The 21,921-nt window shown below is 59.2% G+C and carries 18 protein-coding genes and 4 pseudogenes; 9 read left to right on the plus strand and 13 right to left on the minus strand.

What is annotated here, in order from left to right; translation table 11 throughout:
* Nucleotides 1–32: 32 nt before the first annotated feature.
* Both GST84_13740 and GST84_13745 read right to left on the minus strand, forming a co-directional pair.
* Entirely contained in the window at nt 33–1,445 is a 1,413-nt protein-coding gene (locus GST84_13740; GenBank protein XGB15770.1) for a dTDP-glucose 4,6-dehydratase, read from the minus strand.
* 281 nt (nt 1,446–1,726) lie between these two features.
* On the minus strand, nt 1,727–2,056 hold the full coding sequence (locus GST84_13745; protein XGB13366.1) for a four-helix bundle copper-binding protein: 330 nt from the start codon (nt 2,054–2,056) through the stop codon (nt 1,727–1,729).
* A 1,303-nt stretch (nt 2,057–3,359) separates the two neighbouring features.
* On the opposite strand from GST84_13745, the pseudogene GST84_13750 reads away from it, so the two are divergent.
* The 3 genes and pseudogenes from GST84_13750 (at nt 3,360) to GST84_13760 (ending at nt 5,533) form a co-directional block, all read left to right on the plus strand.
* Nucleotides 3,360–3,812 (plus strand): annotated as a pseudogene (locus GST84_13750) (response regulator).
* A 63-nt stretch (nt 3,813–3,875) separates the two neighbouring features.
* Entirely contained in the window at nt 3,876–4,856 is a 981-nt protein-coding gene (locus tag GST84_13755) for an IS5-like element ISPa41 family transposase (GenBank protein XGB13367.1), read from the plus strand.
* 125 nt (nt 4,857–4,981) lie between these two features.
* Nucleotides 4,982–5,533: pseudogene (locus GST84_13760) on the plus strand (cointegrate resolution protein T).
* A gap of 101 nt (nt 5,534–5,634) precedes the next feature.
* Here the strand turns inward: GST84_13760 and GST84_13765 are convergent.
* Nucleotides 5,635–5,976 (minus strand): hypothetical protein, encoded by a 342-nt coding sequence (locus tag GST84_13765; protein XGB13368.1) that lies wholly within the window; start codon nt 5,974–5,976, stop codon nt 5,635–5,637.
* A gap of 351 nt (nt 5,977–6,327) precedes the next feature.
* Nucleotides 6,328–6,936: pseudogene (locus GST84_13770) on the minus strand (transposase).
* Between the two features lie 381 nt (nt 6,937–7,317).
* Between GST84_13770 and GST84_13775 the strand changes: the two are divergent.
* Both GST84_13775 and GST84_13780 read left to right on the plus strand, forming a co-directional pair.
* Nucleotides 7,318–8,034 (plus strand): annotated as a pseudogene (locus GST84_13775) (hypothetical protein).
* A 291-nt stretch (nt 8,035–8,325) separates the two neighbouring features.
* Nucleotides 8,326–8,679 (plus strand): DUF805 domain-containing protein, encoded by a 354-nt coding sequence (locus GST84_13780; protein ID XGB13369.1) that lies wholly within the window; start codon nt 8,326–8,328, stop codon nt 8,677–8,679.
* 112 nt (nt 8,680–8,791) lie between these two features.
* Here the strand turns inward: GST84_13780 and GST84_13785 are convergent, their stop codons facing one another.
* The 8 genes from GST84_13785 to merT form a co-directional block, all read right to left on the minus strand.
* Nucleotides 8,792–11,758: a Tn3 family transposase gene (locus GST84_13785; protein XGB13370.1), complete on the minus strand. Its 2,967-nt coding sequence runs from the start codon at nt 11,756–11,758 to the stop codon at nt 8,792–8,794.
* A 3-nt stretch (nt 11,759–11,761) separates the two neighbouring features.
* Nucleotides 11,762–12,322 (minus strand): recombinase family protein, encoded by a 561-nt coding sequence (locus GST84_13790; GenBank protein ID XGB13371.1) that lies wholly within the window; start codon nt 12,320–12,322, stop codon nt 11,762–11,764.
* A gap of 174 nt (nt 12,323–12,496) precedes the next feature.
* A complete protein-coding gene (locus tag GST84_13795) occupies nt 12,497–13,486 on the minus strand; it encodes a DUF3330 domain-containing protein (GenBank protein XGB13372.1) in 990 nt (329 codons plus the stop codon).
* Nucleotides 13,483–13,719 (minus strand): broad-spectrum mercury transporter MerE, encoded by a 237-nt coding sequence (gene merE, locus GST84_13800; GenBank protein ID XGB13373.1) that lies wholly within the window; start codon nt 13,717–13,719, stop codon nt 13,483–13,485. Before merE ends, GST84_13795 begins: the two co-directional genes overlap by 4 nt.
* On the minus strand, nt 13,716–14,081 hold the full coding sequence (gene merD / locus GST84_13805; GenBank protein ID XGB13374.1) for a mercury resistance co-regulator MerD: 366 nt from the start codon (nt 14,079–14,081) through the stop codon (nt 13,716–13,718). Before merD ends, merE begins: the two co-directional genes overlap by 4 nt.
* 17 nt (nt 14,082–14,098) lie before the next feature.
* On the minus strand, nt 14,099–15,784 hold the full coding sequence (locus tag GST84_13810; GenBank protein XGB13375.1) for a mercury(II) reductase: 1,686 nt from the start codon (nt 15,782–15,784) through the stop codon (nt 14,099–14,101).
* A 71-nt stretch (nt 15,785–15,855) separates the two neighbouring features.
* On the minus strand, nt 15,856–16,131 hold the full coding sequence (merP, locus tag GST84_13815) for a mercury resistance system periplasmic binding protein MerP (GenBank protein ID XGB13376.1): 276 nt from the start codon (nt 16,129–16,131) through the stop codon (nt 15,856–15,858).
* A gap of 12 nt (nt 16,132–16,143) precedes the next feature.
* On the minus strand, nt 16,144–16,494 hold the full coding sequence (gene merT / locus GST84_13820; protein ID XGB13377.1) for a mercuric ion transporter MerT: 351 nt from the start codon (nt 16,492–16,494) through the stop codon (nt 16,144–16,146).
* Between the two features lie 71 nt (nt 16,495–16,565).
* Here merT and GST84_13825 point away from each other — a divergent pair, with 71 nt between their 5' ends.
* The 4 genes from GST84_13825 (at nt 16,566) to GST84_13840 (ending at nt 20,816) form a co-directional block, all read left to right on the plus strand.
* Nucleotides 16,566–17,000 carry a mercury resistance transcriptional regulator MerR gene (locus GST84_13825; protein XGB13378.1) on the plus strand — a complete coding sequence of 145 codons (435 nt, stop codon included), beginning with the start codon at nt 16,566–16,568 and terminating at the stop codon, nt 16,998–17,000.
* Between the two features lie 807 nt (nt 17,001–17,807).
* Complete coding sequence (locus tag GST84_13830) at nt 17,808–18,572, plus strand: hypothetical protein (protein XGB13379.1); 765 nt, start codon at nt 17,808–17,810, stop codon at nt 18,570–18,572.
* Nucleotides 18,573–18,615: 43 nt separating this feature from the next.
* On the plus strand, nt 18,616–19,887 hold the full coding sequence (locus tag GST84_13835; protein ID XGB13380.1) for an IS4-like element ISPa1635 family transposase: 1,272 nt from the start codon (nt 18,616–18,618) through the stop codon (nt 19,885–19,887).
* A 296-nt stretch (nt 19,888–20,183) separates the two neighbouring features.
* A complete protein-coding gene (locus GST84_13840) occupies nt 20,184–20,816 on the plus strand; it encodes a hypothetical protein (protein XGB13381.1) in 633 nt (210 codons plus the stop codon).
* A gap of 254 nt (nt 20,817–21,070) precedes the next feature.
* On the opposite strand, the gene GST84_13845 is transcribed toward GST84_13840, so the two are convergent.
* Nucleotides 21,071–21,811, minus strand: a complete 741-nt coding sequence (locus GST84_13845; GenBank protein ID XGB13382.1) for a hypothetical protein — start codon at nt 21,809–21,811, stop codon at nt 21,071–21,073.
* Nucleotides 21,812–21,921: the final 110 nt, after the last annotated feature.

The raw sequence follows: 21,921 nt of genomic DNA on the forward strand, positions 1-21,921 counted from the left end.
TGCGGACTCCTTTTTTGTAGAGGCGATGGTGACTATCGCAACAGCGCGTTCCAGCCGGCATAGCGATGATGGATCGGTCCGCGCGGCAGACTCAGGCCGATCACCAGCGCGCCGGCGATCAGACTACCCACGGTCGCGGCGAACCCTGCACCGTCGAGGAAGGCGGGTGATGCCAGTAGCCAGGCACCGATTGGCAGGTTCAGAAAACGCAGCGGCCGTGCCACTTCGGCGCACGCCAGGACCGAGACGGTGAGCAGCAGCGAGCCCATCAGGTGATCACTGTTGGCCATCGCGCCGTCGGTGCCGAAGATCAGGCGGGTTGACATCAGCCAGACGCCTATAATGCACAGCAGCGCGAGCCCCCAGGGAAGGTTCACTCCGCGAAGGCCTCTGAGAGTCATCGAGGAAAGGCTGCCGTCGAACTCCGGCGTATTGTCCTCACGGGCGCCTTCCATTGCATCGCCTTTGAAAAAAGTTCTCCAAAACGGTTTGCCACGGCGCCGCGCATCCTTGAGGAACTGGCCCATGGCAACCAGTTCATCCAGCGCGTAAGGCATCATCACCAGCATGGCCAAGGCTTGAGCCAGGCAAAGCGTGCACCACGTACCGATGAAGATCGGCTGGGCGATGATGAAGAAGATGCTCACGACGCCCAGGGGCACTACCACCACGCCGAACGCGGCGACCATCCACGGCATGGTCCGCCAGCGCCGGGCATCGCCCATCACCGCCATGAGGAGCTCGATCATATAGGCCATCACACCGATCCCGGCATCGGACACCGGCCAGGCGCGCGACATGTCGGACGTGATGATGGTTTCAGTGCCGTTGGGCTGGGTGCCGAAGAAAGGGTCCCAGGCATTCGAGGTATGGCCAAGCTGATAAGCGGTTAGATAACGTGCGAGCAGAATGCCAATCACGGCGAGAATGGCTATTGGCAGGCGTTGCAGCCAGGTTGAAGGGTTGTAATCCCAGCCCGGTGGAACCGCGGCCTTCTGCATCATCCCGGACATGCTCATGCCTGGCATCATTGGTACTAGTGTGGAAAAGGCAATTACCAGCCCGCCGACCAGCAAGGCATTGCCGTAGCTCGCCGGGGAAGGAGTCCAGAACAGCAGCGGCGCGAACATCAACCACAATCCCATGATCGTGTTGGCCCATTGCGCCCAGCTGATCCGTTTGAGCGAGAGGATGGCGAACAACACGATCAACGCGCCGCTGATGACGTCGTTCCAGGTCATCAGCAGCGCGCGAGTGGCGACCTCGGGTAGATCACGCTCGGCTGCGAGGCGTGGCAGGTCGAGGTCGCCCGGCGCTACGTTCATGTAGCCGAAGATAAAGGGCGCACTCAGCACCCAAAAGCCGAGCAATACATTGACGAAGTGGCACCAAAGCGTCGCGATGTGGCGCCGCTCCATCATCTGCATATGCGCATCCATACCCATATCGGACGACATGGCGCCTTGGCGTAGATATTCCCCTTGATGCTCCATAGATCTAGTCCCCAGCACTGAAGTATTGGTTACGTTGCGGCAAGAGAAAAAGCGTTACGGTGTTGCGACCGCGTGCAGGTTTGGGTGAGCTCGGCCAGCGGATATCTAGGCCTTTTCTGCTAGCAAGTCAGCTGGCTTAGCTTCAACTGCACATGCTGGGATATAAGGTCATTCCGGCGAAGCTGCTCTGGCAACGAGATGACGAGCTTTGCCAGAGCAGCAAGTCGCGAATGTTACGCAGCCATGCGCTCGCATTCTTCAGCGCACTTCATGCACGCTTTGGCACACTCTTGGCAGTGATCCACTTGATGTTTCGCGCATTCCTCTCCGCATGCACGGCAGATCTTGGCGCAAAGGGCACAAAATTCTTTAGCGTAATCACTTTCGCGACTCATCAGTATGGCGGCCAACCTACAAATGTCCGCGCAGTCGCGGTCAAGCTCGATGCAGCGTGCCATCATTTTTACGTCATCCTCACGCAGGCAAGCAGAGGCGCACGTTTCGCACACAAGGGCACAGTTCGAACAAGCTTGGATACAGGAAGCGAACATTGAGTTTGTCATTGCGTTCTCCAGGGTTCGATAGTTGTATGTCGTCGGTGCCTACTGACCGATACGGCTCATCAGCCTGTTAGCAGACACTGAATTACGACACGCTCCTACCGAGCCCGTTTCGAAAAACTTCATTACAATGTTGTAAGGTAAATCCAACCGCACCGGGGCTCTGCGGGCGCAGTTGGTGGCGATGTGGCAGTCAGATTGCCTGTACGGCTTCGCTAGTCTGTGCGAGATGATTGAGTGGGAAATGGGGGGCTCCCTGTCGCCAGGACTGGGAGCATCCATTAGAGAACGGCCGGAGCGAAAGCCGCTGAACCATATGGGCAACTAGCCTTGCGGCCTAACTTTTAGAAAGCAATTGCAGAGGCCTCCGGTACCGTTGCGTCGACCAGGATGGCCTAGAGCCGACCCTTATGCTTTTGCTGAGGCGCCTTTCAAAGAGCCTAGTCAGAACCGACTAGGCACACACATATCGGATGTTAGTGCTCGTGTTGCTTCCCGTCTGCGTGCACATGGTTATTTGCAGAGGATTTGCCTTCCGCATCGGCACGGTCATTGTCAGTGCTTTCCTCCGCCGTCTGTGGCTGGTCTGACGCATGATGGTCATCGCTTTCTTTACCACCATGATGCCCGGAGCCTGGTTGGCCGGGTGCTCCACCCGAGCTGCTAGAGCCGTGGTGATCCGAGCCGCCACTGTCGCCCTGATGGTGGTCGCCCGAGGCCATCTCGCCGTGTTGCTCACCATGCCCAGCTGGGGTCTCCAGACCACCATGTTGGTTACCACCGCTAGAGGCAACGAGTGCTCATACGCTCCCTCATCTAGCCCAGGAAGCTTTTTGCAGAAAAGCCACCATTGCCCAGTGTACGGGTCAGCCATGCTTCTTCCCCACGCAGGCATCCCAGTGGCCTTAATTCCAGGCTTGATGGCCCAAAATGTTTTTGCTGGGTCATCGGAGTTCCGCTTCAGCAATTAGCATGCCACGCATGCTTGCGTCTGAATCTTACGATTTGTCAGATCACACATGCCCCAACCGCGTGAGCAGGCGAATCGCTAATTGTCCGTGTTCTGCCTGTTCGCTCCTGCAGTTAAGGCGTCGTTTCCTACCGGCAAAAAAAAGGCGCCATCTAGGCGCCGATAGGCCAAAGGAGCATGAAAAGGCCAAAAAGCAGAGTGTGGGAGCAACTGCTGAGGTAGACGTTAACGCTACAAGCTGTCAGACAGATGATGCGAGCATTACGTTTCTGTAAGGTACTGGCTGCACGCCCTGACAATCGGCACACTGCTCCAAATGCCGGAGGGAATACTTTCATGAAGCTTCTTGTTGCTGAAGACGAGCCGAAAACAGGCACCTACCTACAGCAGGGGCTTTCAGAGGCAGGCTTCACAGTCGATAGAGTTGAAAACGGGACCGATGCTGCTCAGCACGCGCTTCATACCACATACGACTTGCTCATCTTAGACGTGATGATGCCTGGCCTGGATGGGTGGCAGGTTTTACAGAAAGTCCGCGCTGCTGGTAATGAGGTTCCCGTGCTCTTTCTCACCGCCCGAGACGGGGTTCAGGATCGAGTAAAGGGATTGGAGTTGGGCGCTGATGATTATCTCATCAAGCCGTTTGCCTTCTCCGAATTGCTAGCCAGGATCCGTACGTTGCTTCGCCGCGGCAATAATGCTCCCAACCAAACAATACTCAAACTCCTCGACCTTGAGGTCGATCTGCTCAGGCGTCGGGTTACGCGATCGGGGAAACGAATAGACCTAAGGAATCTCCGAACAAGCCTTCAGTTATGCGAGAATCCCCGCAACACCTGATCCGAGCCGCCCATGAGCCAGATGAGCTTTTCCGACTTTGAGTACGCCGGCAAGCGCAAGCAAACCCGCCGAGAGCGCTTCCTCGCCGAAATGGATCAGGTGGTGCCCTGGGCAGGCCTGCTGGAGCTGATCGAACCGTTCTACCCCAAGGCCGGCGGCGGTAGAAAACCCTATCCTCTGGAAACCATGCTGCGCATCCATCTGTTGCAGAACTGGTTCTCCCTGAGCGACCCGGCCATGGAAGAAGCGCTCTACGAAATCACGCCCATGCGCCAGTTCGCACGCCTGACGCTGAGCGCGCCAATCCCCGAAGACACCACGATCATGAACTTCCGGCACTTGCTGGAGAAGCATCAGCTCGCACCGGCAATCCTTGCGGTCATCAATGGTTATCTGCAGGAAAAAGGCCTGTCGCTGCGCCAAGGCACCATCGTCGATGCCACCATTATTCATGCCCCCAGCTCGACCAAAAATAAAGAAGGCAAGCGTGATCCCGAGATGCACCAGACCAAGAAAGGCGGTCAGTATTTCTTCGGGATGAAGGCGCACATCGGTGCCGATGTCGAGTCCGGCCTGGTGCATCACGTCCATGGCACCGCTGCCAATGTGGCCGATGTCACGCAGGTGGCTGAACTGCTGCATGGCGAAGAAAACGCCGTGTATGCAGATGCCGGTTACACCGGTGTCGAAAGGCGCGAAGAGCATGAAAATCGGGGGGTGATCTGGCAGATTGCAGCGCGTCGCAGCACCTATTCCAAGCTGAACCAGCGCAGCGTACTGTACAAAGCCAAGCGCAAGATCGAGTTCTGCAAGGCTCAGACACGGGCCAAGGTCGAGCATCCGTTTCGCGTGATCAAGCGGCAGTTTGGTTACGTGAAAGTACGTTTTCGTGGGCTGATGAAAAACACGGCTCAGTTGACCACGCTGTTCGCCCTGGCAAACCTGTGGAGGGTTCGAAAACAGCTCATGGGTATGGGTGAGGTTCGCGTTTAACACGGAGAACCGGTCGAAAAAGCTCTCCGTACATGATTTTTCGGTCACTTTTCGTCCAATAACGCTGTAGGTGCCTGGAAAATTGCAACTTGCCGCGGCTGCACGACAAGTTGATCGGAGCATCCCTAAAGGACCGCGATGGACAGATTCGCTCGCTGGAGGAAAAACATCAGCACGCCCGTGATGCCCTGGAGCACTATCGCCAGGCTGCCAAGGAGCAGCGTGAGCAGGAGCAGCGCCGGCACGAGTCTCAGGTGCAACAGCTGCAACTGGAGCTGCGGCAGTTACAGCAGACCCTGATCGTCAAACAGGATGAGCTGACCCAGCTCAACCGCGACAATGCACGGCTGCTCGCCGAGGCGCGGCAGTTACAGAAGGATCAACATGCGCAGCAGCAGCTTCTCACCCAGAAGGCTCAGGCCTTAGAGGTCGCTCAGCGCTCGCTGACCGGAATGGAGCGTACGAATGATGCCTTGGAACAACGCAGTAACACTTTGCAGGCCGAAGTAGCCCGGCTTGGTGAAAGGGCCGAGGTTCAGGCACAAAAAGCGCAGACCTTACAGGAGCGTTTGTCCGAAGCTCTCTTGCAACTGAAGCTGATTGAGCATTCACCGCTTGCCAACGGCGGTGCGGATAGCCATGAACCGTTACCGGGGCCAGAAGCAGACACGCCTTAACTTGTGCGGGCGTCAACTGAGCAACGCCGCCGACGGACTGGATTTGTCAGGGTCGCATCGTCGTGAATGAGATGCTACGAACCGGTCTTTGGCCGGCATACTCAACCTTCGGCCCAAAAATCATCCTTGCGCACCAAACCGAACTCATCCTGATTGGTGTCAAGATCATCATCAAACATGGTGTTAACCATTCGCTCCCGACGTAGCATGGCCAGCGTTCGGAAAAAGCAGGGCTCGCAGAGGTGAACCTCATAACGCTCACCATCATGCTTGGAACCATAGCCCCAACACGCTTGAAGAACGCCAAACTGCTGGCCATAGCCCTCAATACTTGTGCTTTGGCAACAAGCGTCACAGGTAACGTCTGAAGTCGTTTCCGTTGGCTGCATTGCAACGTGCCGCATGATCCTCACCTCCGAGGAGAGAAAGTTTACAGCTGCCATCGAGCCCACATTCGAGACCGAAAATGGAAGATGTCGCGAAGGCCGCCTCGAACCATCACTGGGGAGAAGGATATCTTGAGATTAATTGGGGGTGGGCGAACATGCGCAAGCATGTGAGAGCAACACAAAGCCTAGAAATCAAACATTTATGGTTTGAATGTCTTAATTTCTCCGTTATCTCGTCATGCTTCCATAAAAATCCCCATCATGGAAAAGGCCTGATAAATCAATCAGGTAGGAGAGATGTGAGTGAATTTTCCCCTTATCTCGGCATGGCCCCGTGCCTGGCTGATCCGTCGTTTCATCGAGTGCGATCCATGAACCCCACCTTCTAAAAGATAGGGCCTCAGCTTACCGTGGTATCTCTGGCGAGCAGTTCCATGGCAGCAATGCTTCGTAGTCTGAGACCGACGACGCATACGGCAGGCGCTCAAGTACGTGGCGTAGCCACGTATAGGGCTCCTGGCCGTTGACCTTGGCGGTCTCGACCAAGCTGTATAATACGCTTTGCGGCGTCACCTGGGCGTACGTCTTGTCCAGCCAGCTTTTCAGCTGACCGAGGATCGGTAAGCTTCTTTCCTGGCGACCGATGAACCGCAGTTCGTCGCTGACCTCCTTGAGGTCGCGCTCGATGTCATACAGCTTATTGATCATCGTCAGCGCCACATCGGCTCGTCCGGTCTTACCCTTGGGCTGCACCTTTTGTGCTTCGACGAACTTGCGGCGCGCGTGAACCATGCATGCCAGTCGCTCGATACCGGGCTGCAACGCCAAAGCGTTGTAACCCGCATAATCGTCGGTCATCACATAGCCGCGATAGCCTTGCAGCAGACGCAATGGTACTTCCTGCGCACGGCTGGTGGTGTAGTCGAACAGCACAACTTGTCGATCAGGCGGGCCACTGGCTTGCACCCACTTCCATGCATGCGCTCGATTTTGACGCCTTGGATCTTCCAGGAGCGACCTGTGGAGGGCACGTCCTGTACGCGTAACCAAGGCATGTAGCCGACTCCGGCGCCTGCTCCAAATCCATTTGCGATGTGCCGTTCAATGTCCTGCTTCGATGAAAACCTACGACCGCGCAACCCCACCTCCTCAGCCCAACCGGACCGCTTCACCTCACTCGCAAAAATAGTCATAGGAAAAAACCGACCTACTAAGCGGCCCGTCGATGGAATTCCAACACTACTCCCGCTGACAAGTGAAGCGGCTGATCCGGACAAACGGCTTGGCCCATAAACGGAAAACCCCCGTAAATACGGGGGTTTGCGCGTCGTGTCAAACTATAATTGCTTGTGTCAAACTTTAACCTTTTGTGTCAATCTATAATCCGTGCAACCACCTCATGAGGAGCTCAAAGTCAAATACCAGACGGGATGGATGGTTTCCGTGACCAAGAAACCCGTAGCAACTGAGATGCTCCGTGAGGCATTTCGCACCGTGATGATGACCGGTGACCGTGAACCTGCAGGGCTCTACGACATAGAAGACCTGCTCTGGTTTAGGTCGGTGGTCCGGGGCCTGCCCTTCCCGCCTCAAGAACTGTTCGGCTCTGCTCTGGAGCCAGGGAAATGGCCGCCTTTTCTGAACGGAAGCCTGGCCATCAATGGCGCGACCGCGGATCGACTGGAATCCTTGCTGGAGCGCAGCATGGAGCGAAAGGGTTTGGTGCTTTTTCCGGAAAGCGAGGATGCGCTCTGTGATTCGCTGAACCTGCTCGGTGGGGGTGGTGATGAACGCTGCTGTGCTGAGCTGGTCGGTGGACCGTATCACGGATCGTTTCGCGTCTTCGCCCTGGACGATGATGTCTGGCTGAACCTCTTGGCCATACCCCGGGGATCGCCGGTAGACACGCCAGGCCTGGCTGAGTGCCTGCATCAGACGCTCGGCGAAATCGATGTTGGAGCCCCGGGCCTGGCCGCCATCAATTTCTGGTTAGAGAACCTCATCCAGGGGCACTCATGGAACCAGAGCCTGCTCCTTCTGGGTATGGTTGAGAGCATGCTGGCGACTATCGCCGCATGGCGCGAAGCTGATCGGCCGGCGGATCACAGGTAGCTCAAAGATCGAGGTCGACTTACTGGGTGAGCGCGATCGGGAAGGTATACTCCCACGTCTCAGCACGTCGAGGTCGACCAGGTGTACCTACGCCAACTGTTCTTGAAATTCACTCTGTTCTTCAGCCTCATCATGCTAGGGCATCTGCTCATCCCAAAGGAGGTGGCAGAAACCCTGGTAGATGGTGCCTGGCGTTACATCCTGTGTTTTGCCGGGGGAGCATGCGGACTCTGAGATAGGATGAGTGTCCGAGCTGCAGAGCAGCGGCTCGACATGTCCAAAGGAGCCCGCGTGAATCTTCTCTCCCACTACTGCCGGCATTTCACCGGCGCCTTCAAGTTCAGGAACCGACAGGGTCGGACTTTCTTCTGGCTCTGCCTGCTTGCCGACGTATTCCTGGTATCAGTTTTGGTCGCTTTGAGCCCCTTCGGGTTGCTCGGCAGACTTCTGATCCTCCTCGCGCTTCTGGTCATCGCCGGCAATGCCATTCAGCGTCTGAAAGACGCCGGCGTCTCCCCTTGGATGCTTCTGCTGTGGTTCATCCCCTTCGTTGGCCTGGTAATCCTGGCCATCCTGCTCCTGCTCCCCGGCCGTAAGCCGGTCGACCTGCCAGTCGCACCGCCCTCCTCGCCAAGTGAGCGCTAAGCTGGCCGCATTGAGGCCAACTTATAACAACATAGCCGTCGGCGCTCCCTTTTCCTTCCGCGCCGGCGCACCTCTGCAAGGGGGGCTCGCAGAATTCGGAAAAAATCGTACGCTAAGGTTTTCCGGGCATCCGTAGGGGCCGAAACTTCCCGTCTTCCAGTCTGCGGCTCTGCCGCCAGACGTAATCGCCGGTGAGGTTGATGTGCTCCCAGCCCAGCGGCGACAGGAATTGCAGCAGCTCGCCGTCCACCGGCTTGCCGGCCTCGACCAACCCCTGGGTGGCGCGCTCCAGGTACACCGTGTTCCACAGCACGATAGCCGCCGTCACCAGGTTGAGGCCGCTGGCCCGGTAGCGCTGCTGCTCGAAGCTCCGATCCCTGATTTCCCCAAGGCGGTTGAAGAACACCGCCCTGGCCAGCGAGTTGCGCGCCTCACCTTTGTTCAGGCCGGCATGCACGCGGCGGCGCAGCTCAACACTTTGCAGCCAGTCTAGGATGAACAGCGTGCGTTCGATCCGGCCCAGCTCGCGCAGGGCCACGGCCAGGCCGTTCTGGCGCGGATAGCTGCCGAGCTTGCGCAGCATCAGCGAGGCAGTGACGGTGCCCTGTTTGATCGAGCTGGCCAGGCGCAGGATGTCGTCCCAATGGGCGCGGACGTGCTTGATGTTCAGGGTGCCGCCGATCAGCGGCCGCAGCGTCGGGTAGGTCTGCACGCCCTGCGGCACGTACAGCTTGGTTTCGCCGAGGTCGCGGATGCGCGGCGCGAAACGGAAGCCCAGCAGGTGCATCAGGGCGAAGACGTGATCGGTGAAGCCGGCCGTGTCGGTGTAGTGCTCCTCGATCCGCAGGTCGGACTCGTGGTACAGCAGGCCGTCGAGCACATAGGTGGAATCGCGCACGCCGACATTCACCACGCGGGTGCTGAACGGCGCGTACTGGTCGGAGATATGGGTGTAGAACAGCCGTCCCGGCTCACTGCCGTACTTCGGGTTGACGTGTCCGGTGCTCTCGCCCCGGCCGCCAGCCCGGAAACGCTGGCCATCGGAGGATGAGGTGGTGCCGTCGCCCCAGTGGGCGGCGAAGGCATGCTGGTACTGGTGGTTGACCAGCTCGGCCAGGGCCGCCGAATAGGTCTCGTCGCGGATGTGCCAGGCTTGCAGCCAGGACAGCTTGGCGTAGGTCAGACCGGGGCTCGACTCGGCCATCTTGGTCAGCCCGAGGTTGATCGCATCACCGAGGATCGCGGACAGCAGCAACGTCCGGTCTTTGGCCTCGGCCCCGTCCTTCAGGTGGGTGAAGTGGCGGCTGAAGCCCGTCCAGTCGTCCACGTCCATCAGCAGTTCGGTGATCTTGATGCGCGGCAGTAACTGACTGGTCTGGTCGATCAGCGCCTGCGCCCGATCCGGCACCGCCGCATCCAGCGGGGTGATCTTCAACCCGGACTCGGTGAGGATGGCATCGGGCAGCTCGTTGTCCTTGGCCAGGCGGGCGACAGTGGCCAACTGCTCGTCCAGCAGCTGCAAGCGCTCTTCCAGATACTGGTCGCTGTTCGGGTTGATCGCCAGCGGCAGGGCCTGTTCCCGCTTGAGCGCGGCGAACTTCTCGGCCGGCAACAGGTAGTCGTCGAAGTCGCGGAACTGCCGCGAGCCCTTGACCCAGATGTCGCCGGAGCGCAGGGCGTTCTTCAGCTCGGACAGGGCGCAGATTTCGTAGAAGCGCCGGTCGAGGCCTTCCGGGGTGATCACCAGTGGCTTCCAGCGCGGCTTGATGAAGGCGGTGGGAGCATCGGCCGGCACCTTGCGCAGGTTGTCGGCGTTCATCTCGCGCAGCGTCTGCACGGCTGCCAGCACGCCCTGCGCGGCCGGGGCGGCGCGCAGCTCCAATACCTCCAGCAGAGCCGGCGTGTAGCGGCGCAGGGTGGCGAAGTTCTCGCCGACCAGGTGCAGGTGGTCGAAGCCCTCCGGCCGGGCCAGCAGCTCGGCTTCGCTGACGCTCTCGGTGAACTCGTCCCAGGGGATCACCGCCTCGATGGCGGCATAGGGGTCGCTGCCGGCTTCCTTGGCCTCCAGCAGCGCCTGGCCGATCTTGGAGTACAGGCGCACCTTGTCGTTGATCGCCTTGCCCTGCTTCTGGAACTGCTGCTGATGCTTGTGCTTCGCGCCGCTGAACAGCTTGACTAGGATGCGGTCGTGCAGATCCACCAGCTCATCAATCACGGTTGCAGTGCTCTCCAGCACCACGGCGGCCAGGGTCGCATAGCGCCGCTGCGGCTCGAACTTGCCGAGGTCTTTGGGCGTCATCTGCCCACCCTCGCGGGCCAGCTTGAGCAGGCGGTTCTGGTGGATGTGCCGGCCCAGGACTTCGGGCAAGTCCACCAGCTGAAATGTCTTCAGCCGCTCGATGTGCTCAAGCATGTGCCGAGAGTTGGGTTTCAGCGGTGCCTGGCGCAGCCAGGTCAACCAGGTGATGCTGCTGCCGGCCTTGAGCTTCAACAGCTCGTCCAGCTTGGCCCGATGCGAGTCCGTGAGCGGTTCAACCAGGGCGCGGTAGACCCGCCGATTGGCCCGTGCAATGGCCTCCGAGCAAGCCCGGTCGATCACGCTCAACGCCGGCAGGATGCGTCGCTTCTGCCGCAGGCTCTCCAGCGCCTGGCCGGCCAGCAGCAAGCCCTTGTCGGTCTGCTGGGCCAGTTCGGTCAGCTCGCGCACCAGGGCGCGGAAGTCGGACAGGCCGAACGGGGCCAGTTGAAGGTAGGTGCGCAGTTCCTGGGCGTGCTCGCGACGGGTCACATCGCGCTCGCCGTACTTCGTCCAACTCGCCGGATCGGTCTGGACTTGCTTGGCCACCCACAGGATGACCGGTTCGGGCAGCTCGCTGTCAGTGCCCAACGCATAGCCGGGGTAGCGCAGCAGGCAGAGTTGCACGGCGAAGCCGAGGCGGTTGGCGTCGCCGCGCCGCTGACGGATCAGCGACAGGTCGGAGTCGTTGAAGGTGTAGTAGCGGATCAGGTCATCCTGGCTTTCTGGCAACGCGAGCAGGGTGCCCCGCTCCGTGGCCGAGAGGATCAAGCGACGCGGCATGTGTCAGTCGTCCGTGCGGAGGTACTGGTAGAGGGTTTCCCGGCTGATGTTGAACTCGCGGGCAAGCTGCGCCTTGGGCTCGCCGGCCGTCGCTCGCTGCCGCAGGGTAGCAGCCTGCTCATCGGACAGGGCTTTCTTGCGGCCCCGGTACGCGCCACGCTGCTTGGCCAAGGTGATGCCCTCACGCTGCCGCTCGCGGATCAGGGCGCGCTCGAACTCAGCGAAGGCCCCCATCACCGACAGCATCAGGTTGGCCATCGGCGAGTCCTCGCCAGTGAACACCAGGCCCTCCTTCAGGAACTCGATGCGCACGCCGCGTTGAGTCAGCTTCTGTACCAAGCGACGCAGGTCATCGAGGTTGCGGGCCAGCCGGTCCATGCTGTGCACCACCACTGTATCGCCTTCGCGGACGAAGCTCAGCAGCGCTTCGAGCTGGGGGCGCTGGGTGTCCTTGCCCGATGCCTTGTCGGTGAACACCTTGCTCACCTGTGTCTGTTCCAGCTGGCGTTCCGGGTTCTGGTCGAAGCTGCTGACCCGGACGTAGCCGATGCGGTGCCCCTGCACGATGTCTCCTTGGTTGAAGGCGGCTTAAGTGCTCCTTCTGTTCCGTTGTGCCTCAAACCCCGTTTCTGTCAGGCTGAAATCTATGACCTTCGCAGGCATGTGTCAAAAATGCGAAAGATGACTCTATTCTGACTAAGCGGCGCGGCCCTGCCTGACATCCAGTTAGGGTATGCCTCAATCTGACGGTAGCGAGTCGCAGGCGTTCGGATCGGCATCGGTTTCGTTCCCTGTCTTGGCACGCGCTTCGAAGCGTTGATAACACTCCAACCCGCAGAAGTGCTCGACGTATTCCGCGCCTTCCGGGGTGAAGGCGGCATCGAGCGGGATTTCCTTGCAGCACACGCAGCAACTGGTGGTGGTCGAGTCACTTGCATTCATGGTGGCACCCCTCCATTGACTGACGAAGACGGCGAATGCCGCCGCCGGCATTGGCTTCGCGAACAGGAAGCCTTGTCCTGTGTCGCAGTCCGCTTGTCGCAATAGATCAAGACTCGCCGATGTTTCCACGCCTTCAGCCACCACATCCATGCCCAGCCCGTGCGCAAGCTGAATCACGGTGTGCACGATGGTTTGGTCGCGGCGGTCGTTGGCGAGCCCGGCGACAAACGATTGGTCGATCTTGAGCGTGCTGATTGGGCAGCACTTCAGATGTTGCAGACAGGAATACCCCGTCCCGAAGTCATCGGCGGCGAAGCGCACACCGATCTGCCGCAAGGCGTCCAGGGCGGGGAAGATCGCCGGATCACCAAACGCGACCGATTCGGTCAGCTCGATTTCGAGATACTCGGCGGGCAACTCGGCATCAGCCAGCACGCCCTTTACCCACCCGTCGAAGTCCGGTCCCACTTGGCTCGCCGAAGCATTGACGGCCAGCCGGAACGGTCGCCATGCCAGCATTCGCCAGTCACGCATCTGGCGGCAGGCTTCGCCCAGCACCCAAGCGCCGATTTCAGGCATCAGGCCGGACGATTCGACCACGGGCAGGAACTGGCCCGGTGGCAATAGTCCAAGCGTCGGATGACGCCAGCGCAACAGGGCTTCCGCGCCGACAATCCCACCACTGCGCAGATCGACGACGGGCTGGTAGTGCAGTTCAAGCTGCCCGCGCTCGACCGCTTGGGCCAGTTCCGGCGTCGTCCATCCATCCGGCCGGAAAGCGCTCATTCTCTTTCCCTGAATGCCCGCAACGCCCGCGACAGGGACAGAAGGAACAGGCCGGTCAAACCGAGCGCCGCGATGACCCAATGCTCGCCGAGGAAAGCACCGGCGGTTGTGCCGGCCAGCACGACAGCGAGGATGGGCAGGTGGCAGGGGCAAGTCAGCACAGCCAGTCCGCCCCACAGGTAGCCGGTGATCGGTTTGTGCGTCTCGGACGGCAAGCGCTCGGGGTTGTTCATGGCAGACTCTCCGCGTGCTGTGCCGGCTCGGTCGGCAGGGTGGCCAACTGCACTTCCAGATCGGCCAACGCTTCGCGCCGACGCTCGACGAACTGACGCAGCAGGGCAAGCTGCGCGGCCGCTTCGTCGCCGTCCGCCGCATCCAGCGCCCGGCACAGCCGCGCCAGCGCGTCGAGGCCGATGCCCGCCTCGAAGGCCGCCCGCACGAAGCACAGCCGTTGCAAGGCGGCGTCATCGAACAAGCCGTAGCCGCCTGGTGTGCACGCCACCGGGCGCAGCAATCCGCGCAGCAGGTAGTCGCGCACGATATGCACGCTCACCCCGGCATCAAGAGCCAGCCGGGACACCGTGTAGGCGTTCATTGAACACCTCCTTTTTCTCACCCGGCGCAGCAGGAAAGCTGCTTCACATCCTTGTTGAAGGTCTGCGCCGCGAGCTTCAACCCCTCGACCATCGTCAGGTAGGGGAACAACTGGTCGGCCAGTTCCTGCACCGTCATGCGGTTGCGAATGGCCAGAGCCGCCGTCTGGATCAGTTCACCCGCTTCCGGCGCGACCGCCTGTACGCCGATCAGCCGATGGCTGCCTTCCTCGATAACCAACTTGATGAAGCCGCGTGTGTCGAAGTTGGCGAGCGCACGCGGCACGTTGTCCAAGGTCAAGGTGCGGCTGTCGGTCTCGATCCCGTCGTGGTGGGCTTCCGCCTCGCTGTAGCCCACGGTCGCCACTTGCGGATCGGTGAACACCACGGCCGGCATTGCGGTCAGGTCGAGCGCCGCATCGCCGCCGGTCATGTTGATCGCGGCACGGGTGCCGGCCGCTGCCGCCACATAGACGAACTGCGGCTGGTCGGTGCAGTCGCCGGCCGCGTAGATGTTCGGGTTGCTCGTGCGCATGCCTTGGTCGATGACGATGGCACCTTGCGCATTGACAGTGACCCCCGCTGCGTCCAGCGCGAGGCTGCGCGTGTTCGGTGTCCGACCGGTGGCAACCAGCAGTTTGTCGGCGCGCAATTCACCGTGCGTGGTGGTCAGCACGAATTCACCGTCCATATGGGCGACCTGGCTGGCTTGCGTGTGCTCCAGCACCTCGATGCCCTCGGCACGGAAAGCGGCTGTCACCGCCTCGCCGATGGCCGGGTCTTCACGGAAGAACAAGGTATTGCGCGCCAGGACCGTGACCTTGCTGCCCAGCCGGGCAAAGGCTTGCGCCAGCTCCAGCGCCACCACCGACGAGCCGATTACGGCAAGGCGTTCGGGAATGGTGTCGCTCGCCAGGGCCTCGGTGGAAGTCCAGTAGGGTGACTCTTTCAACCCCGGAATCGGCGGGACCGCCGGGCTGGCACCCGTGGCGACCAGGCAGCGGTCGAACATCACGACGCGCTCGCCACCCTCGTTCAAACGGACGGTAAGGCTCTGGTCGTCCTTGAAGCGCGCCTCACCGTGCACAACGGTGATGGCCGGATTACCGCCCAGGATGCCTTCGTACTTGGCGTGCCGCAGTTCGTCGACGCGGGCCTGCTGCTGGGCCAGCAGCTTACTGCGGTCAATCGTAGGCACAGTTGCCGCAATACCGCCATCGAACGGGCTTTCCCGGCGCAGATGGGCGATGTGGGCGGCGCGGATCATGATCTTGGACGGCACACAGCCGACATTGACGCAGGTGCCGCCGATGGTGCCGCGCTCGATCAGCGTGACCTGCGCGCCTTGCTCGACGGCCTTCAGCGCCGCCGCCATCGCGGCTCCACCGCTGCCAATGACCGCTACCTGCACCGGGGGCTCGTTGCCACTGTGCTTTTCGGCGGCGGCCATCCATCCCCGCACCTTGTCGAGCAGTCCGACGCGGTTGTCCGCCAGTGGCGCATCGGCTAGCGTTGCCTTGTAGCCCAGTCCGGCCACGGCGGCAGTCAGCGCGTCCGGCGATGTGCCCGGCACGATGGCGAGTTGCGCTGTGCCCTTCGGATAGGACACCAGCGCCGACTGCACGCCTGGCACTTTTTCCAGCGCTTCCTTGACGTGCGCCGCGCACGAGTCGCAAGTCATGCCGGTGATTTTTAGATGGGTCATGCAACAGATCCTTTATCGTTTGTGGCGCCAGACAATGACGTCCGTTGTGCTGCGGTGCCGTTTTCAGTGACTCACTGCTTGACGCTGGACGGATAGCCCGCGTCTGCGGTTGCCTTGGTCAGCTTCTGCACGCTGGTCTTGGCATCGTCGAAGGTGACGACCGCTTGGCGTGTCTCGAAAGTCACGTCAACTTTGCTGACGCCTTCGACCTTGGAAATCGCCTTCTTGACAGTGATCGGGCAGGCGGAGCAGGTCATGCCCGGTACGGACAGCGTGACGGTCTGGGTGGCGGCCCAGACGGGGGCAACAACGGCGGCGAGGGCGAGGGAGGCAAACAGTTTCTTCATGGTGAACTCCGATCAGTAGAAAAATGGCATGACGTAGGGAAATCCGAGCGCGACCAGAACCAGCGCGGCCACGATCCAGAAAATGAGCTTGTAAGTAGCTCGCACTTGGGGAATCGCGCAGACCTCACCCGGTTTGCAGGCCGCTGCCTGCCGGTAGATGCGCCGCCAGGCGAAGAACAACGCCACCAGCGCCACGCCGATAAAGATGGGGCGATAGGGTTCCAACACCGCCAAGTTGCCGATCCAAGCGCCGCTGAACCCCAAGGCGATCAGAACCAACGGCCCGAGGCAGCAAGCCGAGGCGAGGATGGCGGCAAGCCCTCCAGTGAAGAGCGCGCCGCGCCCGGTTTTTGGTTCAGACATGCGCTTGTCCTTTCGAATTGAAATTGGATAGCGTAACCTTACTTCCGTACTCATGTACGGAGTCAAGCGATATGGAAAACAATTTGGAGAACCTGACCATTGGCGTTTTCGCCAAGGCGGCCGGGGTCAATGTGGAGACCATCCGTTTCTATCAGCGCAAGGGCTTGTTGCTGGAGCCTGACAAGCCCTATGGCAGCATCCGCCGCTATGGCGAGGCGGATGTAACGCGGGTGCGCTTCGTGAAATCAGCCCAGCGGCTGGGCTTCAGCCTGGATGAGATCGCCGAGCTGCTGCGGCTGGAGGATGGCACCCATTGCGAGGAAGCCAGCAGTCTGGCCGAGCACAAGCTCAAGGACGTGCGCGAGAAAATGGCTGACCTGGCGCGCATGGAGGCCGTGCTGTCTGAGTTGGTGTGCGCCTGCCATGCGCGAAGGGGGAACGTTTCCTGCCCGCTGATCGCGTCACTACAGGGTGGAGCAAGCTTGGCAGGTTCGGCTATGCCTTAGCGTGCTTTATTTTCCGTTTTCTGAGACGACCCCTTAGAAAGCCTAGTCAAAGAGCTGTCACGAGAACACCGTTAGCTTAGCGTACGATTTTTTCCGAATTCTGCGGTTCCCCCTGCAAAAGCCCAACCTGGCCTACTACCCTCGCCCTTGGCAGGTCGCCCGAATCCGGAGACATCTATAACAACATAACCTGCGGTGTGCCTGAGGGCGGCGCCCCTCCTGATACCCCTTACCCTGTCCAACCCTTTTAAGGGCCCACCTGCCGGTGCCGGGTTGCCTGCGCCGCGCGTGGAAATAAATGGGGAAAAGGAAAGAAAAGAAAGGAAAGAAAAAAGGAAAGAGGTTGGACAGCTATGAGGGTCGGCTATGCGATGGGGAGGATCAGGTTGGTGGAAATGGTGCAGGAGGAACGCAGAAATGGTCTGAACATCCTAGGTTATGTTGTTATAGGAGGTGATCAGGTAGCGCCCTTCGTTTGAGGGAAGTGCGCCTAGTGCGCCTCAATGGGTGGGGTTTTGGAGAGGAGGTTCAGGATGGCGGTTGTAGCGTCGTCAGCTATGTTGTTATAGGGAGAGGTTCCGCGGAAGCCCGTTGGTTACGGTAACCGTGCTCCCTGGTGAGGCTTTATCGACGAAACAACTGCCGCGACCTACAATTTGATATGGCTCCCTGCAGGCGCCGGCTACCCGTCCTCGCGAAGCTGCACGAGCAGCACTGCCAGTTGTCTCCAACCTTGGCCCATATCTTTGGCCCTGGTGCGCAGCGGTGGACGGGTGACGCTGTAACAAGTAGGGCCGGAGATAAGTCATGGCAACCGAACAGACTCGCCCTACCACCCTTGCAGGTATTAAACGTCTGGCCAAGTTCATCAAAACTGCGCGAGGCATTCCGCATCATGCAGCCCTAGATGAAGCTGCACAGAAAGCTGGATTTCAGAACCTGCGCCATGCCCAGTCAGTTTTGGGCGAATCCGAGTACAAACTACAACAGACATTTGTGACGTTCTACTGGGCAGAACGTGAAGACGTCCCAAGTTCAGTTGATCGCGGCTCTATCCTGCGATCGGGGCGGACCACCGTCAAATTCCTGTTGCCTGTCCCCTTGAAGGAGATCCTACCCGGTAGGGCCCTATATCGGACTCCGTATATAGACTACTTTCGACTGGATTCACCTGATCATCTCGAACGTAGGGGTGACTATTACAACGAGCTCGACGGCGTGAGGATGGCAAAAAAGGTGGCTCTCGCTCTTAATTTTATGGCTGTGACAGGCCTGCGCGCCCCCCTTGCTAATGAGATGCCTCGGTCGAGATTGAAACTTTCTGAAAATGCAGACCACTGCTCTGACTGGTACGACAATGAGTCGCAATGCATTGTCATCCTAGATGAACCATATCGACCTCTGTTTCACGACGAGATCGCTTGGGCTAATGATCACGGGTTTCATACTGTAGGCGTCCCATGGAGAGGTATTTATGAGGCAGGCTATACACCAATGTCATCAACTTTGGAAATTATCCATAAATATCATATAATTAGCGCTCAAATCAGTGCATGGGAGAAGCCCTTTTGACTACCTATACCGCATCGCTTGACACCGCCAGCCAAGCCCTGGTTTGAAAATTGTACAAAAAATAACCAGTCCGCTCGATTGTCCCGCCTTCATCGCCGCCCACCGCCAGAATCCTCAAGACTTTACCCGCCGACGCCAGCTCACCTTCAAGAACCTCGTCCTGTTCCTGCTCAATCAGCCGCGCACGGCCCTGCAAACCGAACTCGATCAGTTCTATCGCGTACTCAATCAGGCGTCGACTGAGACGCAAATGGTCACTGCGCAGGCCTTCTGCAAAGCGCGCAAAAAGCTCAACCCCGAGGTATTTGAAAGTCTCAATCACCTCCTGCAGCAACAAATTGACTGCTTCGGGCTGCGTCAGAAGTGGCGTGGGCTGAGGGTGCTCGCGGTGGATGGCTCGACCGTGCATTTACCCCTGGAGTCGACCATGGCGACCTTCTTTGGCAGTCACTCTGGCTTTCCCATGGCTCGCTTGTCCACACTCTACGAAGTCGCTGACGGTCAAACCCTGCATAGCCTGATCGTGCCCCTGACCGTCGGCGAGCGCGACTGTGCCCATCTGCACCTTGAGCACCTGCCGGCTGACAGCCTGACGCTGTTTGACCGTGGTTACCCTGGGCACTGGTTATTCGCGCTGTTCGCGCAGCAACAGCGGCACTTTCTGATGCGCCTGCCCTGTGGCTATAACGCCCAGGTCAAAGCGTTTCTATACTCTGGCCAAGTTGAAGACACACAGCTTTTCGTGGCCAACCATCCTGAAGCACGTCTGTTCTGCTCCGAGGCTGGCGTTGATCCTGCCAGCCAGATCGAGCTGAGACTGATCCGGGTCGAGTTGGCCAACGGCGAAAGCGAGGTATTGCTGACCTCGTTGCTGGATCGAGAAGCCTTTCCCGCTGAGGTGTTTGCCGAGCTTTACCACCGCCGCTGGGGCATCGAAACCGACTTCCGTCGCCTCAAACAAACCCTGACGCTGGACAACTTCAGCGGCCGCAGCGTGACTGCTGTAAAGCAGGACTTTCATGCCGCTCAACTGTTGAAGAACCTGGCGCTGTTGATGCAGCACCTGCTACAGCCGGTCATCGAACAGCGCCACAAAGGTCGCAAGCTGCGATGGAAAGTCAACTTCACCCAAGGCGTGTCACGGCTCAAAAATACCCTGGTCGAGCTGCTGGTGCGGCACTGTGCTCAGGGGCTGAGCAATGTGCTGGCCTTGATGGCTAAAAGCCTCAGTGCCGTACGCTCAGGCCGTAGCTTTGCGCGCCAACGCAAACGCGCAGCCAGCCGAGGTTGTGAGGGCTACAAACCGACGCGCTGAAGAAACACCACCGCCCAACCTCCGTGCAAAAAAAAGCTGGCCACAAGCGGTCGGCATAGGCTCGTCCGGAGAACGAGAAATCTCGCCTAGACAGCCGGAACAGACGATGATCACATCACCGCCAGCCCAGTTAGACCGCCTGATTGAGCGGCAGAGGCCTGGTCATCGCCCGACGGCCATGGCGGCTGGCTGCTTCGGGGGGCTTGCCTTGGGCAGGGCTGCAGCTTAGGTTGATGACATTGGGCTATACACCACGCCTTCATGCCACATCTGAGGCGGCACTATCGCGTTTGATCGTGAAACTCAAAGCCTTGGAAAACAGGTTGAACGGTGAGAAATGGACGTACGACTCCCAGGGGTATGAAACCCAATTCATCAGCCCGGCCAGGCATCTCAGCGGCAAGAGAAAGAAACCAAGAGTCATGCCTACACCTCAAGGGGTTGAGCGCGCGGGCGCAGTCCCGTGTGGCCCCGATCTGCCTGGGTATCCATCAAGTTGGCGACCCGCTCGCCGATTGGACTTGGATAGACATTTACACATCGGTCCGATCATGAGTAGCCTGATGGCTTCAGTAATCATGGCCTGGTCAGGAGCTGGCTTAGGTCGCGTCGGCGGCACCCTGTCCGCTTGGTTCCGTTCTGAGTACAAAGATGAAGAGCTTCCCAACGAGCATTCGCGGCAAATCTACGACTTGCCAAAACCCACTATCATCCGGGGAATAGATAAACAACTGGCTGCACTTGCCGAAGTTAAGCAGACAATTGTAGAGGGCTATCAGGAATGCAAGCCCAAGAGGGAGCTACTGGAGCGCATTGATCGCGCGGACAGGTGGATTCGACGGAACTTAGCCCATCTTGAAGCGATGGAAGCGGATATTTCAGCGCACAGACTCGCAGAGTCACGTCGTGGGGATGGAGTAGCACAGTAACGTGTGGTTGAAACAGTAGTTTTATGTCGTCGCGGCGAATAGGAGGCCACAGATTGACCGAGTTCGCCGCGGCAGTTTCTAACGATTAGTAGTTGGTGTCGTGCAGGCGGTCGTACGCACCTGCAGATAGCTGTAACCTTCCCTATCAGGGCCGCAAGAGTGCTTTCAAGCGACCTGTTTATCTTTACAGCCTACGATAAAGCCAATCTGTCGCGGAGGCCGCTCGATGGCGACATGGCGCCATGCTGCTACGGCTAGCTGGCGACATTCATGACCTTGTCTACATAGGCCTCCATAAACCAATCAGGCTGCTCCTCGGACTTGTACTCAAGACTTGTACCGTCTGTGATCTCAGCAAGCCAGACAGAGCCTTCCCCCGAGTTATCAAAGATGTAGGCCCGGTTGGATGCTGCGACTGCTTCCGGCAGTAGCTTAAGTGACCGATGGTAGCGCTGAACGATCTTGTCGGCCGGCACGTTGTGGCCGCCATCGTCCACACGGTTGGCAACCCGGTTGATGTTGATGTTTGGATTGTCAGTGGCCACAAAGTAGAGGTAGGTGCGGTAACCCAGTTCCTGGGCACGGCGCATAAACGCGACCTTATCTCCCGACGACATCACGGTCTCAAACGTGAAGCTCACGCGGTTTTCCAGGAGCTTCTGCCTAATGAGGTCAGCAATTACCGAGGCATGGTAAGAATTGAAGTCGAGACGCCGAACGTCGATGCGAAGGCCGTTCATGTCGAACAGGGATGCTTGATCTTGAAGGTGCTCTTTCTGGATCAAGGCATGACTGGCAAAGAAGGTACGAAGTTCGTCGCCGGTAGCCTGGACATTAAACTGAGTGAGATCGACAAAGCCGTCAGCTTTCGCTGACTTCTCGATCTCGTCTGCGTTCACGTAGGTGTTGATCAGATTGGCCGGGACCTGCTCTTTGATGGTGCTCTTGCCCGAGCCATTTGGCCCCGCAAAGACGCGGAGCCTAGGCGTTGGCACTGGAGCTTACTCGTTGGACCTGGATAGTCTGGCCGACGCTCACCTTGCGGCGAGGCCTGGCCTCCCCTACGACGGTCGCGGACCCATCGGCCTTGGACTCAACGAGGTAG

It is taken from the genome of Pseudomonas putida (genome assembly GCA_041879295.1).
GTDB lineage: Bacteria > Pseudomonadota > Gammaproteobacteria > Pseudomonadales > Pseudomonadaceae > Aquipseudomonas > Aquipseudomonas putida_Y.

Excerpts from the sequence above, each read along its gene's own strand:
- GST84_13830 (XGB13379.1), top strand. The coding sequence starts at position 17,808 with ATGGCAACCGAACAGACTCGCCCTACCACCCTTGCAGGTATTAAACGT.
- GST84_13755 (XGB13367.1), top strand. The coding sequence starts at position 3,876 with ATGAGCCAGATGAGCTTTTCCGACTTTGAGTACGCCGGCAAGCGCAAG.
- merT (XGB13377.1), bottom strand. The coding sequence starts at position 16,494 with ATGTCTGAACCAAAAACCGGGCGCGGCGCGCTCTTCACTGGAGGGCTT.
- GST84_13765 (XGB13368.1), bottom strand. The coding sequence starts at position 5,976 with ATGGCAGCTGTAAACTTTCTCTCCTCGGAGGTGAGGATCATGCGGCAC.
- GST84_13785 (XGB13370.1), bottom strand. The coding sequence starts at position 11,758 with ATGCCGCGTCGCTTGATCCTCTCGGCCACGGAGCGGGGCACCCTGCTC.
- GST84_13810 (XGB13375.1), bottom strand. The coding sequence starts at position 15,784 with ATGACCCATCTAAAAATCACCGGCATGACTTGCGACTCGTGCGCGGCG.
- GST84_13745 (XGB13366.1), bottom strand. The coding sequence starts at position 2,056 with ATGACAAACTCAATGTTCGCTTCCTGTATCCAAGCTTGTTCGAACTGT.
- merP (XGB13376.1), bottom strand. The coding sequence starts at position 16,131 with ATGAAGAAACTGTTTGCCTCCCTCGCCCTCGCCGCCGTTGTTGCCCCC.
- GST84_13795 (XGB13372.1), bottom strand. The coding sequence starts at position 13,486 with ATGAGCGCTTTCCGGCCGGATGGATGGACGACGCCGGAACTGGCCCAA.
- merE (XGB13373.1), bottom strand. The coding sequence starts at position 13,719 with ATGAACAACCCCGAGCGCTTGCCGTCCGAGACGCACAAACCGATCACC.
- merD (XGB13374.1), bottom strand. The coding sequence starts at position 14,081 with ATGAACGCCTACACGGTGTCCCGGCTGGCTCTTGATGCCGGGGTGAGC.
- GST84_13825 (XGB13378.1), top strand. The coding sequence starts at position 16,566 with ATGGAAAACAATTTGGAGAACCTGACCATTGGCGTTTTCGCCAAGGCG.
- GST84_13740 (XGB15770.1), bottom strand. The coding sequence starts at position 1,445 with ATGGGTATGGATGCGCATATGCAGATGATGGAGCGGCGCCACATCGCG.